This is a genomic window from Paraburkholderia sp. USG1, assembly GCF_031570135.1.
Classification (GTDB): Bacteria; Pseudomonadota; Gammaproteobacteria; order Burkholderiales; family Burkholderiaceae; genus Paraburkholderia; species Paraburkholderia dioscoreae.
In genome coordinates, this window is the sequence record NZ_JAMWXW010000037.1 from 69,386 (window position 1) to 85,664 (window position 16,279).

Below are 16,279 nucleotides of genomic sequence, written 5' to 3' on the forward strand. Positions count from 1 at the left end.
GCGATGACGGACCTTTCACAACCTGCCGGCGCCGCACAGTCGCAGGCGACTCCGGACGGAGTCGCACCGCCGCTCTGGCTGCTCGCCGAGCTGACTTATCGCTGCCCGCTGCACTGCGCGTTCTGCTACAACCCGGTCGACTATACGGATCATAGCCGCGAGCTCAGCACCGAACAATGGATCGGCGTGCTGCGTGAAGCGCGCGCGCTCGGTGCCGCGCAACTCGGATTTTCAGGCGGCGAACCGCTCGTGCGCGACGATCTGGAAGTGCTGGTCGGCGAGGCGCGCAAGCTCGGCTTTTATACGAATCTGATCACCTCCGGTGTCGGTCTCACCGACAAGCGCCTCGGCGATCTGAAGGCCGCCGGCCTCGACCACATCCAGCTGTCGTTCCAGGATTCGACGCAGGAACTGAACGACTTCCTGAGCAGTACGCGCACCTTCGATCTGAAACAACGCGTTGCCGCCTCGATCAAACGGCACGGCTTTCCGATGGTGCTCAACTGCGTGCTGCATCGCTACAACCTGCCGCACGTCGACAAAATCATCGACATGGCGCTCGCAATGGGCGCCGAATACCTGGAGCTCGCCAACACGCAGTACTACGGCTGGGCGCATCGGAACGAAGCGCAGTTGATGCCGACACGCGAACAGCTGGAGGAAGCCGAAGCGGTAGTCGAACGTTATCGCCGCACACAAGGTGAGCGCTGCAAGATCTTCTTCGTGGTGCCGGACTACTTCGAGCGACGCCCGAAGCGCTGCATGAACGGCTGGGGCGCGGTGTTTCTCGGCGTCGCCCCGGACGGCGCGGCGCTGCCCTGTCACGCCGCCCGCAGTCTGCCGGGACTCGTGCTGCCGAACGTGAAAGAGACGCCGCTGCGCGAGATCTGGTACGAAAGCGACGCGTTCAATCGCTTTCGCGGCCTCGCGTGGATGAAAGAGCCCTGCCGCAGTTGCGACGAAAAGGAACGCGACCTCGGCGGCTGTCGTTGCCAGGCCTATCTGCTCACCGGCGACGCGGCCAACGCCGACCCGGTCTGCGACAAGTCGCCGTCGCATGACGCCGTGGTGAGCGTGGTAAACATGGCACGGCGCGCGGCCGCCGCAGGCGAAGCGCGCGAGCAGCCGATCCTGTTTCGCAACGACACCAACTCGCGCAAGCTGGCGTCTAATGCGTCCGCTGCATCCGTGGCGGCGAGCGGCGATACCGGCAGCCACGGCGGCACAGGAGGCTGACCATGACAGCCGGAGACATTTCCGTCCTGCTCGTCGACGATCACGCGGTGGTGCGCGAGGGTTACCGGCGACTGCTCGAACTGAACGCCGACGTGCATGTGTGCGGCGAGGCAGCCGACGCCGCCCAGGCCTATCAGCGTTTTTGCGCGCTACGGCCGGACGTGGTGGTGATGGACGTCTCGTTGCCGGGCGCCAGCGGCATCGAAGCAATGCGGCGTATGCTGGCGCGCGAGCCGGACGCGCGCGTGCTGATCTTCAGCGTGCACGAGGAGGCGATTTTCGTGCGCCGCGCTCTCGACGCCGGCGCCCTCGGCTACGTGACCAAGGCCAGCGCGCCCGACGTGCTGGTGGAAGCAGTCCGCACCATCGCCCGGCGCGCGGGTTATCTGAGCCCGGATATCTCGCAGGCGCTCGCGCTGCGCAATGCGTTCAGCGAAGGTCCGCCCGGACGGCAATTGTCGGCGCGTGAATTCGAGGTGCTGCGTCTGCTCGTGCAAGGGTATACGCTGCCGAGCATTGCCGAAAAACTGGGGCTGAGCCAGAAGACCGTGGCCAATCATCAGTCTGTGATCCGGCAGAAGTTCGGCGCCGACAACGGCGTGCAGCTCGCCCAGATGGCGAGCCGCCTCGGGCTTCAGTTCACGGGCTCGGCAAGCCCTGCGTGAGCAGGCACCCGCGCGCAGAACAGGAACCCGCCCTCCGGCTTGCTCGCCACGTGAAACTCGCCGCCGAGCGCTTCGACCCGCTCGCGCATGCCGATCAGGCCGAGTCCGCCGCGCGGCTTGTCGAGATCGGCGCCGGGGCCGTCGTCGGCCATGGTGACGACGATTTCATCGACGAGCCTGCCGTCCTGCCGCGCTAGCGTCTCGCGCGGAGCACGTACCATGAACACTTCCACGCGCGCAGTGCGGGCAAACTTCGAGACATTGGTCAGCCCTTCCTGCACGAGCCGGTAAAGCGTGATGGTCAGCGCGTCGCTCAGACCGGCGAAGTCCCCTTCGATCGTCAGCGAAAACGATGCGTCCGGCAGCCGCTCACGCCAGCCGTCGACGCAATGCTCCAGCGCGCTCGGCAAACCGAACTCGTCGAGCCCGATAGGCCTCAGGCGCCGGATCATGCCGCCAATCTGCCGATAGACGTGACTCGCACTCTGCATCAGGCCGAGCGACACGCGATGGATCTCCGGCTCGCGTGTGCTGGACAGATCGCGGATGCGCGCGGCGTCGAGCGAGATCGCGTTCAGGTACTGGCCCAGTTCGTCGTGCAGTTCGCGCGCCAGATGGCGGCGTTCCAGTTCCTGCGCCTGCAGCGCCTGATTGGCAAGACGCCGGTTGTCGGCGAGCAGGCGTTCGGCCTGCTCTTCCAGCGTGCAACGACGGATCAGCTCACGACGCGCCTCGCGGTACCGGCGCCATGCGAACCACGCGAGGCCGATGGAGAGCACGCACAGCGTGCCCGGCAATTCGTCGAGCTGGAAGCGTTCGAGGCCGCGCGTCCAGCGGTAAGCGTGCTCGCTGAAATCGAACCTCGCGCTCAACACGGCGGCGAACACCGTCAGCGCGAGCACCCATGCAAGGTCGCGCCGCACCGTCGAATGCGGCGGAACGGGGCGCGCTGAAGAAGGGTTCGAGGGATCGCTTGCCATCACGTTTGCATTCGTCACGTTTGCATTCTACTCAGACCAGCGGCCCGCAACGGTTTGTTGCAGCGCGTTTGGGAACGCTTCCCCGTGATATCGGGAAAAGCTCCCGGGTTTCGCGCGCCGGCGTATGCGAAGCTTTGCACACACAGAAAGAAAGCGCTACGCACGCCGCAACGCGGTAGCGCTAATGAAGATAGCGTCGATCCGGCCGGAGACAAAACTATGAACATGCCGCTCAGCGCGCACCGCGCATCCCGCTTACCGGACTTGCCACGTTTGCGCCGGCGCGCCGGCCTCACCCTCTGCTTCGGCAGCGCTCTCGCGAGCTTGTCGGTCTCGGTGTGGGCCCAGGGCGAAACAGCCACGCCAGCAGCAGCGGCTTCGTCCGCCGCGCCGGCCGGTGCGAGTCCGGACGCCGATACGGTGAAGCTCGCACCGATCGTCGTGGTCGGCACCACGCCGCTTCTCGGCATCGGCACACCGCTCTCCCAGGTGCCCGCCAATGTGCAGACCGTTCACGCCCAGGACCTGGAACAGCAGCACCGCAGCACGCTTACCGACTACTTCGCGAAGAACCTGCCGAGCGTCGATATCGCCGATGCGCAGGGCAATCCGTATCAGGTCAACCTCAACTATCGCGGCTTCACGGCGTCGCCTTTGCTCGGCACACCGCAAGGCCTCTCGGTGTTCGTGGACGGCGTGCGCGTGAACGAGCCGTTCGGCGACGTGGTGAACTGGGACCTGCTGCCGCAACAGGCGATCGACACGATCCAGCTGATTCCCGGTTCGAATCCGACCTACGGGCTCAATACGCTGGGCGGCGCGCTCGCGATCACGACGAAAAACGGCAAGACGAGCCCCGGCGGCGAGGCCGAGGTGCAAGTGGGCTCGTGGGGCCGCAAGACCGCCCAGATCGAACAGGGCGGTACCATTGGTCAGAATCTCGATTACTACGTGACCGGCAGCGCGGCGAACGATAACGGCTGGGCGGAGCAGAATGCCAGCCGCGTGCGGCAGGCGTTCGGCAAGCTGCGCTATACCGACGCCGATACGACGCTGTCGTTCTCGGCAGGCGGCGCGGACAACGACCTGCACGGCACGCAAACCATTCCGCGATCTTTCCTCGGCAATCCGAAGCAGCCTTATACCTATCCCGACCAGAATCTGAACACCGCCGCGTACGCAACGCTCTCGGGCGACCATTACTTCAACGACCACGTCGAACTGAGCGGCAACGTTTATTACCGGCACTTCCGCAACGACAATGTGAGCAGCAACACCAATCCGGACTTCGGCTCGGTGGACGACGACGGCAACGTCGATACGACCCAGGCGACCAACGAGAAATCGATCGTCTCGACCGACAGCTATGGCGCCAGCCTGCAACTCACGCTGCTCGGCAAGCTCGGAGGAATGGAGAACCAGTTCGTCGCCGGTGTGTCCGCGGATATTGCCAACTCCCGGTACACCCAATCTTCCCAGGACGCGGTGTTCACCGCTTCACGCGCGACGATCGGCATTGGCGATTTCGAGCAGGAAACCGCGGCGAAAACGCATAACGGAAACTACGGCATCTATCTGCAGGACACCTTGTCGCTCACGAAGCAATGGACGTTGACGCTGGCCGGACGCTACAACTGGGCGGACGCCACGATCGGCGACTCGAGCGGCACGCAGCCTCAACTGGATGGCCACCATACGTTTTCCCGCTTCAATCCGGCGGTCGGCATCAACTGGAACCCGACTTCCGCATTCACGGCTTATGCCACCTACAACGAAGGCATGCGTTCGCCGACCGCCATCGAATTAGCCTGTGCGGATCCGTCCGCGCCCTGCTCGCTGCCGAACGACTTCGTGTCGGACCCGTCGCTCCAGCCGGTGATCTCGAAGACCTTTGAAATCGGCGCACGCGGACGCATCGGCCAGGCAACGACCTGGGGCGCCGCCGCTTACAGCACGACGCTCGACAACGACATTGAATTCATCAGCACGAACGGCGCCACCAGCAACCAGGGCTTCTTTCAGAACGTCGGCCGCACGCGCCGGCAAGGCGTGGAGCTGTCCGGACACAGCCAGTTCGGGCCGCTCGCGGTCACGGCCAGCTACAGCTATGTCGATGCGACCTACCGTTCGAGTTGGACCGAAAGCAGCCCAAGCAATTCCAGTGCGGATCAGAACGGCAACATCACGGTCAAGTCGGGCGACCATATTCCCAGCATCCCAGCGAACACCGTCAAACTGCAACTCGACTATGCGGCCACCGCGAAGTGGAACATCGGCACCAACCTGACCTGGCGCGGCGGCGTCTATGCGCAGGGCGACGAAAACAACCAGGACGTGAACGGCAAGATCGCCGGCTATCTGCTGATCGATCTGGATACTTCGTACCAGGTGACCAAACAGCTTCAGGTCTTCGCGAGCGTCACGAACCTGCTCGACAAGCGCTACGCGAGTTTCGGGGCGCTCGGCGAGAACTTCTTCAACGGCGCGAACCATACGTTCGACGGCGCAAACGCGACCAACGAACAGTTCGTTGGGCCGGGTGCGCCGCGTGGTTTCTGGGTCGGGTTGCGCTACGCGTGGAAGTAGCGCGATGGGCGTGAGCCGATCGACGCGTCGTCTTGCCTGATCGACGCTCGATCGGCTCACATGCGGCACGTGCTCAATGCGATTCGATCGAGCCGTCGCTATGCGGATAAGTAACGATGCCCCAGGCCAGCGGCAATTCGCCGATCTGTTTGATCGGCTGATAGCTCTGCGCGTCGAGCACATAGACCGCGTCGGAGCGCCCGCACGCCACCAGCAGCTTCGCGCCGTCCGGCGTGAAGCTGAAGTGCCAGCAGCGCTGTCCCACGGGCACGTCGGCGACATGCTCGTAGCTGTGGCCGTCGAAAACCTGAACGGTCCTGTCGCGCGCCGCGGCGACGAAAAGCCGCTTGCCATCCGGCCCGAACGCTACCCCGTAAGGCCCGAGCTTCGTATCGACAGTCTTCGTGACCTGGTACGTGCGCGCGTCGATCACCACGAACTTGCTTAGCGATTCGAGCGTGACCACATAATCCTTGCCATCCGGTGACAGGCGGATGCCGCGCGGACGGCCACCTGCAACGAGCTTAACGGTTCTCACCGGCGCACCCGTGCGGACGTGATAAACGGACACCGTGTCGTCACCCTCGTTGGTGACGAGCATCGTGTTGCCGTCGCGTGAAAATTCGATACCTTCGGTTTCGTGGCCGCTCGTCACTGAACGGATCACGCGCCAGGTTTTCATATCGACGATCGCGATCTGCGCCGGCGGCTTGTTGGCGTCATCGTCGTCGGCTCCGGGCTTGGCGTTGGCGGCGGGTGGGCCGCCGTCTTCGCCGGGCTCGTAGGTCACGTATGCGAGGCCATTGTGCACGCGCACATATTCGGGGTTCTTGCCGATCTTCACACGCTGCACGACCTGACCCGAAGCCGTGTCGATCACCGCCAGGTCGCCGGTATTCTTGTTGGCCACGAGAAGCCGTGTGCCGTCTGTATTCAGACTCAGGCCGCGTGGGCCGTCGGCACCGACCGGAAACGTCTTGGTGAGCGTCATCTGATCCAGATCGATCACGCCTACGCCGGCCTTCTCGCTGGTTACGTAGGCCATTGGGGCGGCGGCGTAAGCCGTGCTCGCGGCGAGCGCGATCGCCGTAGCGGCAGTGGCTAACGTGGCGACAGCGAAAGCGAGGGAACGTGTTGGCGTTGTGATGCGAAACCGTGTCTCCAGCATTGTTGTACTCCGTAGTGAAATCGCTGCGCCGCGAAAGCTCGCGTCATTCAAGCAAAGTAGCCCATTGGAGGATCGTTTGACAACGAACATCGGGCGGGAGATTTTCCCGAATTGACGCTGCGGGACCAGCGGCAGTACTAAAACACGCTGCAGGGGTGGAAAATAAACGCGGAGGTGGCCAATGCAAGGCCTCGACCATGATGCTGGAACGTGCAATGGCGACGGCTGGATATACCGCGAACGATGCGGCATGGCGCCGTCGGATCGTCGTGGCGCTGGGCGCCGTGGTCGCCGCTCATGTGGGCTTGCTCGCGTGGGTGTCGGCGACGCGGGACAGGACGTTGGAGCGAACGGTCGAAGCGCCGGCCATCGTTGCGATGTTGTTGAGGAATGAGCCGGAGGTGGCTGCTCCTGCCGTGCCCGCGCCGGCCGCCGTGGTTGCAGCACCGCAAGCCGCGCAGCCTCCTGCACGCAGCAAACTCCCGCCGCCTCGTCTCAAGGCGCCGCGCAGCAGCATAGCGCCTGCGCTGGGTATGCCGGCCACGCCGACGCCGTCCAGAGACACTGCCCGCTCACCCGAGCCCACTACTCCGCCCGTTGCCGCTACGCCTTCGCCCGCAGCACCGGCAACGAATACACCGGCGACCGCCGCCGAACACACGGCGCCCGCATCGACCACGCCAAAGAGCGTATCGCACGTCGACTGCGATATTCCCAAGCCGGACTATCCCGACGTATCGAAGCGCCGCAATGAAAGCGGCACCGCGATCGTCCGCTTCGTAGTAGGCCTGAGCGGTCATATCGAAACCGCGCAACTGCAAAAGAGCAGCGGCTATCCCCGGCTCGACGACGCAGCGCTCTCCGCCGTGCACGCCGGAGCCTGCCAGCCATACAGGGAAAACGGCGAAGCGGTACGCGCTGCCTATTCGGAATCGTTCGTCTTCGGATTGACCGAGTAACTTGTCTACGGGTCAAAGGAATTCACCATGCAACACTACGGCCTCGCGAATGTCTGGGAAAGCGGCGACATCGTCACGCGCTGCATTCTGAGCACGCTGCTGATCATGTCGGTCCTCTCGTGGACGGTGATTCTAGTCAAGCTATGGACCATTTTGCGGATCAAACGCGTGACCCGCCAGGCCGAAGCGCAATTCTGGCGAGCCGACCACTTCGAGGACGGATTGAAGAGCCTCGGCGCCCACGCATCGAAGTCGGTCCGCGACAATCCGCTTCTCGCGCTCGCCCTGGCCGGCGAGGAAGCCGCGGCCCATCATCAGCAAACGCAGTCGCATTTGCATGACCGCATCGACGTATCCGACTGGATTACGCGGCGCCTGCAGGACACGATGGACGACGCCATCGCACGCATGCAAAGCGGACTCGCGGTGTTGGCGTCGATCGGCAGCACTGCGCCCTTTGTCGGGCTCTTCGGCACCGTGTGGGGCATTTATCACGCGCTCATCCTGATCGGGGAGACGGGACAGACCTCGATCGATCACGTCGCCGGACCGGTCGGCGAGTCGCTGATCATGACGGCCTTCGGCCTCTTCGTGGCGATACCCGCGGTGCTGGGATACAACGGGTTGACCCGCGCCAACAAGTCGGTCGTGACGAGACTCAAGCGTTTCGCGCATGGACTGCATGCGTATTTCGTGACCGGCTCGCAATTGCCGTCGAGTACCGGTCCCGACATGCGCATTGTGCCGCGCGCTGTTCCTGCGGCAAATGGCGAAGCCAATGACGCCACGAACGACGGAGCGCTCAAATGGCAATGACTCCGTTCTCCGACGACGAAGAAAGCGGCCTGATGAACGAAATCAACATGACGCCGCTCGTCGACGTGATGCTGGTACTGCTGATCATCTTTCTCGTCACCATCCCGGCAATGCAGCACGCGGTGAAGATCGATCTGCCGCAAGCGAGCAGTCAGCCGGATAACGTCAAACCCGCGCATCTCGACGTAGCCGTGCAGGCAGACGGTTCGATTCTCTGGGACGGCCATCCCGTGGCCGATGACGTTCTGCGCGCAAGGATTGCCGAGGCCGCTCATACGAAGCCTCAGCCCGAACTGCATTTACGGGCCGACCGCAAAGTGCCCTATGAGCGCGTCGCCGACGTGATGTCGGCTGCGCAGGCCGGCGGACTGACAAAAATCGGCTTCGTGACCGATCCTCGGGAGAAGAAATAACGCGGTGTTTCCGCGTGATCGACACAACGACTTAAAGGATGCCTTACCGGAGACCAAAGAATCTCTGAATTCAAATCGGCATCCGGCTCCGCTATCGTGGCTGCTTGAACTTGCCTGAACCTGCGTGAACCCAGGAGAGCCCGGACCATGCAAGCCCTGATCTTCGACGTGGACGGCACACTTGCCGATACCGAGACCGCTCATTTGCAGGCCTTCAATGCCGCATTCGCCGAAGTGGGTCTCGACTGGTTCTGGGACGAGTCGCTCTACACCCGTCTTCTGAAAGTGGCGGGCGGCAAGGAGCGCCTGCTGCATTACTGGCACGTCGCCGATCTGGAAGAAGCGGATGGCACGCGTATCAACGACGTGATCGACGCCGTGCACGCGATCAAAACCCGTCACTATGCCGCGCGCGTGCGCAACGGCGGCTTGCCGTTGCGGCCGGGCATTGCACGTCTGATTGCCGAGGCGCAAGCAGCCGCCATTCCGGTGGCGATCGCAACGACCACCACCCCCGCGAACCTCGACGCATTGCTGCAAACGCCGTTCGGACCTACGTGGCGTACGCGCTTTGCCGCGATTTGCGATGCCGGCACGACCCACGTAAAGAAGCCTTCGCCCGACGTCTACCTCGACGTGCTTCGGCAACTCGGTCTGAAAGGCCCAGACTGCGTGGCCTTCGAAGATTCCGCGAATGGTCTGCGCGCGGCACGTGCGGCGGGCGTTCCCACTATCGTGACGCCGACCGTCTATACGTCGCAAGATGATTTCGACGGTGCGCTGGCCGTGCTCCCTCACCTGGGCGAACCGAACGCGCCGATTCCTTCGTCTGTACCGGATGAACGGGCCGGTTGGGTCGATCTGGCCACCTTGCGTCAGTGGCATCGCCACGCGTCGGCCGCGCTCGCCTGATCTGAACATGCATCGGGCGCCATTCATGACAGGTATGCGGCCCAAAGCCGTGCTGGTCGATCTCGACGGCACGATGGTCGACACCGCGCCGGACATTGTCGAGGCGGTCAGCCATATGCTCGACGAGTTCAGTACCGCGCGGTTGCCGTTCGAGACCGTCAGCGGCTTTATCGGCAAGGGCGTGCCCAACCTGGTTCGACGCTCGCTGGAAGCGGCCGGTCTGGACCGGCACGTCGATGTCGAGCGTGCATTGAACGTGTTTCATCGCCACTATGTGCAGACCAATGGACGCCTCGGCCGCGTTTTTCCTCACGTGGAAACCGGCCTTGCGGAGCTGCAGCGGCTTGGCTACCGGCTTGCGTGCGTCACCAACAAGCCGAAGGAACTCGCCGCGCGGCTATTGCTCATGACCGGGCTCGCCCGCTTCCTCGACGTACTGGTTGCCGGTGACTCGATCGCGACAATGAAGCCCGATCCCGAACCGTTGTGGCACGCGTGCAGGCTGCTCGACGTGGAACCTGAAAACAGCGTACTGGTTGGGGATTCGCCGGTGGACGTGAGCGCCGCGCGGGCGGCAGGTCTGCCGGTGTTCATCGTGCGCTATGGCTATGCCGGGCCACACGGGTCGGCGGCGCTGGAGTGCGACGGTTTGATCGATTCGCTCATGGCCATGCCGGCGATCCTTGCGTCCCGCAGAGCGCCTATTGAATGACGTAATTGATGATCAGATTGCGGATACGGATTTGCAAACATCCGCAGGTGCGCGTGGCTAAACCCTGCGGATTCCTACTAATGCCAAGTGAAAACGAAGCCCCTCAGCCCCATTCCATCGTTGCCGTCGCGCTGCTCGACTCAAAGCGTCGCGGTCTTGTCGCCCACTGATCTGCTGCCAACCGCATCGAGCTTGGCTTGCAGTTCCGCCTTGCGTTTTGCCATCTTTTCACCGAGCGTGCGGAGATCGCATTTCGACTTGCGCAGCTCCGGGAAGAGTTCCTGCTCTTCTTCCTCCACGTGATGGTCCACCATCTCGCTCATTACCTTGAAAGTTGCGTCGAAACCTTTGTCGCCCGCTTTCAGCGTTTCGAATTTCGCAATCAGCGATTTGACGAGGTAGTGCTCGATGTAGGCTTCTTCGACATCCACCTTATCGCTGTCGGGCAACGCTTCCTGCGCAGCCGGATAAAGCAGTTCCTCCTCCAGTATCGTATGGATGGTTAGCTCTTCGCAGGCACGCTGCGCAAGCGCCGCCTTCGCTTCGAGGTCGTCGTCCGCTTTCTTGAACGCGGCGAACAATTTTTCAACTGCTCGATGGTCCGCCTCCAGAAAGGCCAACGCGTCGATTGTGCCGGAGCGGGTCTCTGTCTGATTCTCTTTCGTGGCTTGCATCGTGATCTCCTCGGTCATGCGGTTGAATGGTCTGGTTGCCACCGTAGTCGAGCAAGCGATATGCCCGCCGACCCAGCGCGATCAGGCATCCCGATCACGCTTCCATGCGCTGCCATCGAATATCCGGTTAATTGCGCGGCTGTCCGACAGTTACGGGCGTCTTCCCGTCCGGCGTCTGACGCTCGCCATCCATCGCTGAAGCGACCTCTGCGCCGAGTAGAAACACCGCTGCGGAGAAATAAAGCCACATCATCAGCACGGCAAGCGAGCCGGCGGCACCGAACGAGTTCGCCGTACCGGCATGTGCGAGGTAAAGTCCGAAGAGCCGCCGCCCCACCGAGAAAAGGACCGCAGAAACGATTGCGCCCGTCATGGCGTGTCGAAATGGGACATGCGTGTCCGGCAACCAGCGCAGCATTGCCGCAAAAGCGGCAGATAACACGACGATGCCGAAAACGGTTTGCGCGATCTGCGCGGCCATCACCAGCGGCGATTCGCCGAACAGTCGTTGTCCGACGAAAGTGATTGCCGTATCGAGTACCAGCGAAACCACGAGCAGGAATCCGACACCGAGTACCAGCCCGAACGAAACGAGGCGTGCTCGCACCAGAAGCGCCAATCCGGCCAGCCCGGCTTTTGGCTTCGCGGCGAAGACAACGTCGAGCGCCGTGTTCAGCGAACTGAAGGTGGCCGATGCGCCGATCACCAGCAGCATGATGGAGAGAAGCGCGGCCAGGCCGCCTCCGCTTGCACGATGCGCGCTTTCGACAACGGCCTGCATCGCGCCGGCTGCGTCGTTGCCGAGGATGTCGTGCACCTGCGCAAACAGCTTGCCGCGGGCGGCGGCTTCGCCGAAAAACCAGCCTGTCACCGTGAGGACGATCAGCAACGTCGGCGCGAGAGAAAACGCCGCGTAGAAGCTGATGCTCGCCGCCAGCGTCGTGCATCTGTCCGACGCAAATCTGCCGACGGCTTCGACAGCAATGTGGAAGATGCTACCGCCGCGGCGGCGGGCGGCCGCTTCCGAGCGGATCGATCGGCTCACTTTCGTTCTCCTCGTCATTCGCCCGGCGTGCGATAAACGCCGCCGGGTGCGCTGGGTCCGTTTTCCCGTCTACCTGTTCGAGCCACCGTGCCCTTTTTTAGCAGGTCGGTTCGGTACGGCGGGCCATGAAGAATCCCGCTACGTGACTTCGAGCAACCGCCATTCCCACACGCAAGGCGCACCCGCCACAGGCGGGAATAGTCGTTGCGGAGGGAAGGCGCCGGCCTTATGCGTGCGGTCGCATGCAAGCAATGGCACTGACATTTACCGGGAGCTTCGAATGAGAGCACTACGTTGGCATGGCAAACACGACATCCGCTGCGATACGGTCCCCGACCCGATCATCGAAGAAGGACGCGACGCGATCATCAAGGTCTCGACGTGCGCCATTTGCGGCTCGGACCTTCATCTCTTCGACGGCTTTATGCCGACCATGGAAAGTGGCGACATCATGGGCCACGAATTCATGGGCGAAGTGGTCGAAGTCGGCAAGAACAACAAGGCGTTGAGCACCGGGGATCGGGTCGTCATTCCGTTCACGATTTTTTGCGGCGAATGTGATCAGTGCAAGCGCGGTAATTTTTCCGTCTGCGAACGCAGTAACCGCAACAAGGAAAAAGCAGACAAGGTCTTTGGCCATGCAACGGCCGGACTATTCGGGTACTCCCATCTGACCGGCGGATATGCAGGCGGACAGGCGGAATACGTGCGTGTGCCGATGGCGGACACCACGCACGTCAAGATTCCCGATGGACTAACCGACGAACAGGTTCTTTTCCTCGGCGACATTTTTCCGACCGGCTGGCAGGCGGCGGTGAACTGCGATATCCAGCCCGAGGACACGGTCGCCATATGGGGTGCGGGGCCGGTCGGCCAGATGGCAATCCGTAGCGCCGTGCTATTGGGAGCCCGGCAGGTGGTGGTCATCGACCGTGTACCGGAGCGGCTCGTCATGGCCAAGGCTGGCGGTGCGATCACCATCAACTTCGACGAGGAGAGCGTGCTCGACCGTCTGAAGGAGTTGACGAACGGCAAGGGCCCGGAAAAATGCATTGACGCAGTCGGCATGGAGTCTCACGCCACCCGCTCGTTCGACGCGATGTACGACCGTGTCAAGCAGGCCGTGATGCTGGAGACTGACCGGCCGCACGTGCTGCGGGAGATGATCTACGTGTGTCGCCCTGCCGGCATATTGTCCGTGCCGGGAGTGTATGGCGGGCTTATCGACAAGATCCCATTCGGTGCCTCCATGAATAAAGGCCTCACCTGGAAGATGGGACAAACGCACGTCAACCGCTGGACAGATGATCTGTTGCGCCGGATTCAGGAAGGACAGATCGATCCGTCCTTTGTGATTACGCACACGGTTTCGCTGGAACAAGGGCCCGATATGTATAAGACGTTTCGTGACAAGGAAGACGGCTGTATCAAAGTCGTCATGAAGCCATGAAAGCTTGACGATCACGCATAAAAAAATCCCCGCAGGGCAGCGGGGACAAGTTGTTGCGTGATCTGATTACCGGCAGTGGTTTTGCCAGTGGTGATGAACCATTACCCGGTGGCAGGAACGGTGATGCGGATTGGCGGATGCAGGGGAGACGGCGCACAGAGATGCGGCGGCAACGGCGAGTGCGAGGACTGCTTTTTTCATGACGTATGGCTCATAAGTGAAAAGAAATTGCATGGGCTGGTAGCGCCTGATACGAAGCGGGTAGCGACGACTCCATCCCGGAAGGCAAAACACGATGCGCCGGAAGCGAGTGCCCGGCTACTGCCGGGTACTCGACTGGCACAGACAGTCCTACTGTGAAGGCAGATTGATAACCGTATTGACCATCGTCACCGCGGCGGTCAGTGCGATTGCGCGGCCATTGAGCGTCGTGATAACGGCCGTGGGAGGCGTCCCGCCTACCGTCGACAAAGTGATCGACGCATTGGCCAGCATCGTTCCGGTCATCGTGGACCCCGTGCCGATAACAGCACCGGCCGGGACGTACCAGAACACGTTCTTAGCCTGGGCACCATTGACGAGCAATACCTGGATCGGCACCGCTGGTGTCGCGGGTCCGGTCAAGCCGACATTCAATGTCCCTGTACCGGCTGCCGTCTGGAAGACCCAGACCGCATTGGCGTCGCCACCCGCGTCGAGCGTCAGATTGGCTGTCGTGCGGCCAACACCGCCGATATCGAACGTACCCGTACTGGACAGATAGACGCCCGGCGGAAGCGTACGGCCTGCGAGTTCGTCCGCTCCGCCTCCAGCGCCGCCGCAACTCGGACATTGGGCCAGGCTCGAAACATTGATACCGCCCGGCAACGAAGCCGGCGACAGCGAATTGAACGCGGTGGTGGCGTCGAGGCTTGCCTGAGTGACCGCAAGTCCCGGGACCGAATTAGCAGGCGCAGTGAGTGTGTACACCAAACCCGTTACCAGTCCGTTATTGCTGGTGGTAGTCGTAAAGTGGGTGCCGCTCGAGTCGGTCAGCCCCGTGATCTTCGTCGAAGCGGCATTCACACCCAGGTCGCCATGAATTACCGAATTCAATCCGGCGTTGGTGACCGAGGCATTACCACCGAACGAACCAAAAGGCTGGGCGCCTCCCAGTGCCGGTGCCGTCGTGCACAGGGACGAATTGGTCGTGAATGTCGTCACCGAAGCCGATGCCAAGGCATTGCCCGCGAGATCTTTCACACCGGTTGTGACCGTAGCGTTGTAGCTCGTGTTAGCCGCGAACGGGCTGGTTGCGGTAAAGGTTGCCACCTTGCTCGGCACATCATAGGCCACTGTACCTGACAGGAATGTGGCGGGTGTGTTCGACGCAGCGACAGTGAGGGTGGCGCCGGTAATGGTCGACGGGTCCATCGCCTCGCTAAAGGTAACGTTGACCGACTTGTTGGTGCAAACACCGGTCACACCGTTGGCCGGGTTGGCCGATACGATCGACGGAGGCGTCGTGTCCGTGGTGGTTCCCGTGGTGAACGTCCACACAAACTTGCTGACCAGCGCGTTGCCGGAAAGATCTTTGGCAGCGGTCGTAATCGTTGCGGTGTATGCGGTTGCCGCACTCAGGACCGCAGGCGTGGTGGGTGTGAAGATGGCACTTTTTGCCCCCGCCGCGTAGGACACCGTACCCGCAACTGGCGCGCCGCCGGGGCCGGTCAGTGTGAAGCTGGTCGCCGTGATCGTCGACGGATCCATGTCTTCGCTGAAAGTCGCTGCAATGTGAGTGTTCAAGGCAGCGTTAGTGGCACCCGCGGCAGGCACGCTAAGCGACACCGTCGGCGGAGTTACATCTGGAGCGGCCGCCGTGGTGAAACTCCACACAAAATTGTTCTGCAGCGCGTTACCCGAAACGTCCTTCGCGGCAGTGGTTATCGTTGCAGTGAGGACAGTGCCCGCCGGCAGCGAAGCATTCGTGGACGTGAATACAGCGGCTCTTGAGCCAACGGTATAGTTCACTGTGCCGGCAATCGGGGTGGCGCCCGGACCGCTGACGGTAAAGCTCGACGCGGAAATCGTTGCCGGGTTCATGTCTTTACTGAAAGTGACGGCGATCTTCGTCGTTACTCCGACACCCGTAGCGCCTGGCGCGGGCACCGCGGCGCTAACGGCAGGACGGGTCGTGTCCTGAGTTCCACCCGGCGCGGAAGCAGGTTGATCGCCGCCGTTGGAAACATTGTCCGAAGAACCACCGCACCCTGCTACCAACACGATGAGGAACACTGCCGACAACCAGCTCAGCCGTTTCGCGAAACGCGATATGTGATTCATTTGCAACCCCGGTGCGACGACAAAGCCGCTTTATATTCAAGATTTTTCATGGTTCGCTTCTGCATAGTCGGTCCGCAGCACCGGGAATTCGGTGCCGCTTAAAATAAGTTCGGTTTGCGTGTGGCGCTGAGGACATACCGAGGACCGGGGCAACCACATACCCGAACTGATCCTGGAAGAATCGGACCGGCCGCGAAATGCGCCGGTAATAGAGTGTCAAACGCAATCTCAAGTTGATACAGCTTCGGACGCAAACGCAATTTGAATTTGATACACCTGCGCATACGGTTATTAGCTGAGTGCTGCCTCCTTCGAGTTGCGTTTGCGTTTGACATCGTCCG

14 protein-coding genes are annotated in these 16,279 nt (G+C 62.1%); 9 read left to right on the forward strand and 5 right to left on the reverse strand.

Features of this window, described 5'->3' with window-relative positions:
- Positions 1-3 precede the first annotated feature (3 nt).
- The gene (gene pqqE, locus NE850_RS34170; RefSeq protein WP_007176299.1) at positions 4-1,236 is read left to right on the forward strand and encodes a pyrroloquinoline quinone biosynthesis protein PqqE; all 1,233 of its coding nucleotides are present in this window, start codon (positions 4-6) and stop codon (positions 1,234-1,236) included.
- A 2-nt stretch (positions 1,237-1,238) separates the two neighbouring features.
- Positions 1,239-1,901: a response regulator transcription factor gene (locus tag NE850_RS34175; protein WP_007176298.1), complete on the forward strand. Its 663-nt coding sequence runs from the start codon at positions 1,239-1,241 to the stop codon at positions 1,899-1,901.
- On the opposite strand, the gene NE850_RS34180 is transcribed toward NE850_RS34175, so the two are convergent.
- The gene (locus NE850_RS34180; protein ID WP_007176297.1) at positions 1,871-2,881 is read right to left on the reverse strand and encodes a histidine kinase; all 1,011 of its coding nucleotides are present in this window, start codon (positions 2,879-2,881) and stop codon (positions 1,871-1,873) included. The genes NE850_RS34175 and NE850_RS34180 overlap by 31 nt on opposite strands.
- A gap of 219 nt (positions 2,882-3,100) precedes the next feature.
- Between NE850_RS34180 and NE850_RS34185 the strand changes: the two genes are divergently transcribed.
- Entirely contained in the window at positions 3,101-5,467 is a 2,367-nt protein-coding gene (locus NE850_RS34185; RefSeq protein ID WP_310699973.1) for a TonB-dependent receptor, read from the forward strand.
- Positions 5,468-5,540: 73 nt separating this feature from the next.
- Here the strand turns inward: NE850_RS34185 and NE850_RS34190 are convergent, their stop codons facing one another.
- Positions 5,541-6,635 (reverse strand): beta-propeller fold lactonase family protein, encoded by a 1,095-nt coding sequence (locus tag NE850_RS34190; RefSeq protein ID WP_007176295.1) that lies wholly within the window; start codon positions 6,633-6,635, stop codon positions 5,541-5,543.
- A 197-nt stretch (positions 6,636-6,832) separates the two neighbouring features.
- Between NE850_RS34190 and NE850_RS34195 the strand changes: the two genes are divergently transcribed.
- From NE850_RS34195 to gph, 5 genes are all read left to right on the forward strand, one after another.
- Complete coding sequence (locus NE850_RS34195; RefSeq protein ID WP_007176294.1) at positions 6,833-7,594, forward strand: energy transducer TonB; 762 nt, start codon at positions 6,833-6,835, stop codon at positions 7,592-7,594.
- A 27-nt stretch (positions 7,595-7,621) separates the two neighbouring features.
- Positions 7,622-8,410, forward strand: a complete 789-nt coding sequence (locus NE850_RS34200; RefSeq protein ID WP_007176293.1) for a MotA/TolQ/ExbB proton channel family protein — start codon at positions 7,622-7,624, stop codon at positions 8,408-8,410.
- The gene (locus NE850_RS34205) at positions 8,401-8,823 is read left to right on the forward strand and encodes a biopolymer transporter ExbD (protein WP_007176292.1); all 423 of its coding nucleotides are present in this window, start codon (positions 8,401-8,403) and stop codon (positions 8,821-8,823) included. The genes NE850_RS34200 and NE850_RS34205 overlap by 10 nt, the downstream gene beginning before the upstream one ends.
- Before the next feature lie 147 nt (positions 8,824-8,970).
- Complete coding sequence (locus NE850_RS34210) at positions 8,971-9,735, forward strand: HAD family hydrolase (protein WP_007176291.1); 765 nt, start codon at positions 8,971-8,973, stop codon at positions 9,733-9,735.
- A 25-nt stretch (positions 9,736-9,760) separates the two neighbouring features.
- Complete coding sequence (gene gph, locus NE850_RS34215; protein WP_165187819.1) at positions 9,761-10,447, forward strand: phosphoglycolate phosphatase; 687 nt, start codon at positions 9,761-9,763, stop codon at positions 10,445-10,447.
- Between the two features lie 140 nt (positions 10,448-10,587).
- Here gph and NE850_RS34220 read toward each other — a convergent pair whose 3' ends face one another.
- Together NE850_RS34220 and NE850_RS34225 are read right to left on the reverse strand one after the other, a co-directional pair.
- Positions 10,588-11,121: a hemerythrin domain-containing protein gene (locus tag NE850_RS34220; protein ID WP_007176289.1), complete on the reverse strand. Its 534-nt coding sequence runs from the start codon at positions 11,119-11,121 to the stop codon at positions 10,588-10,590.
- A gap of 127 nt (positions 11,122-11,248) precedes the next feature.
- Positions 11,249-12,166, reverse strand: coding sequence for a YihY/virulence factor BrkB family protein (locus NE850_RS34225; protein WP_007176288.1), 918 nt, complete (start codon positions 12,164-12,166; stop codon positions 11,249-11,251).
- A 280-nt stretch (positions 12,167-12,446) separates the two neighbouring features.
- On the opposite strand from NE850_RS34225, the gene NE850_RS34230 reads away from it, so the two are divergent.
- Positions 12,447-13,616 carry a zinc-dependent alcohol dehydrogenase gene (locus NE850_RS34230; protein WP_007176287.1) on the forward strand — a complete coding sequence of 390 codons (1,170 nt, stop codon included), beginning with the start codon at positions 12,447-12,449 and terminating at the stop codon, positions 13,614-13,616.
- 351 nt (positions 13,617-13,967) lie between these two features.
- Here NE850_RS34230 and NE850_RS34235 read toward each other — a convergent pair whose 3' ends face one another.
- Positions 13,968-15,890 carry an Ig-like domain-containing protein gene (locus tag NE850_RS34235; RefSeq protein WP_232064305.1) on the reverse strand — a complete coding sequence of 641 codons (1,923 nt, stop codon included), beginning with the start codon at positions 15,888-15,890 and terminating at the stop codon, positions 13,968-13,970.
- Positions 15,891-16,279 lie beyond the last annotated feature (389 nt).

Coding starts and splice junctions, on each gene's coding strand:
- NE850_RS34180 (WP_007176297.1), bottom strand. CDS start 2,881: ATGGCAAGCGATCCCTCGAACCCTTCTTCAGCGCGCCCCGTTCCGCCG.
- NE850_RS34185 (WP_310699973.1), top strand. CDS start 3,101: ATGAACATGCCGCTCAGCGCGCACCGCGCATCCCGCTTACCGGACTTG.
- NE850_RS34230 (WP_007176287.1), top strand. CDS start 12,447: ATGAGAGCACTACGTTGGCATGGCAAACACGACATCCGCTGCGATACG.
- NE850_RS34190 (WP_007176295.1), bottom strand. CDS start 6,635: ATGCTGGAGACACGGTTTCGCATCACAACGCCAACACGTTCCCTCGCT.
- gph (WP_165187819.1), top strand. CDS start 9,761: ATGACAGGTATGCGGCCCAAAGCCGTGCTGGTCGATCTCGACGGCACG.
- NE850_RS34200 (WP_007176293.1), top strand. CDS start 7,622: ATGCAACACTACGGCCTCGCGAATGTCTGGGAAAGCGGCGACATCGTC.
- NE850_RS34220 (WP_007176289.1), bottom strand. CDS start 11,121: ATGCAAGCCACGAAAGAGAATCAGACAGAGACCCGCTCCGGCACAATC.
- pqqE (WP_007176299.1), top strand. CDS start 4: ATGACGGACCTTTCACAACCTGCCGGCGCCGCACAGTCGCAGGCGACT.
- NE850_RS34205 (WP_007176292.1), top strand. CDS start 8,401: ATGGCAATGACTCCGTTCTCCGACGACGAAGAAAGCGGCCTGATGAAC.
- NE850_RS34195 (WP_007176294.1), top strand. CDS start 6,833: ATGATGCTGGAACGTGCAATGGCGACGGCTGGATATACCGCGAACGAT.
- NE850_RS34175 (WP_007176298.1), top strand. CDS start 1,239: ATGACAGCCGGAGACATTTCCGTCCTGCTCGTCGACGATCACGCGGTG.
- NE850_RS34210 (WP_007176291.1), top strand. CDS start 8,971: ATGCAAGCCCTGATCTTCGACGTGGACGGCACACTTGCCGATACCGAG.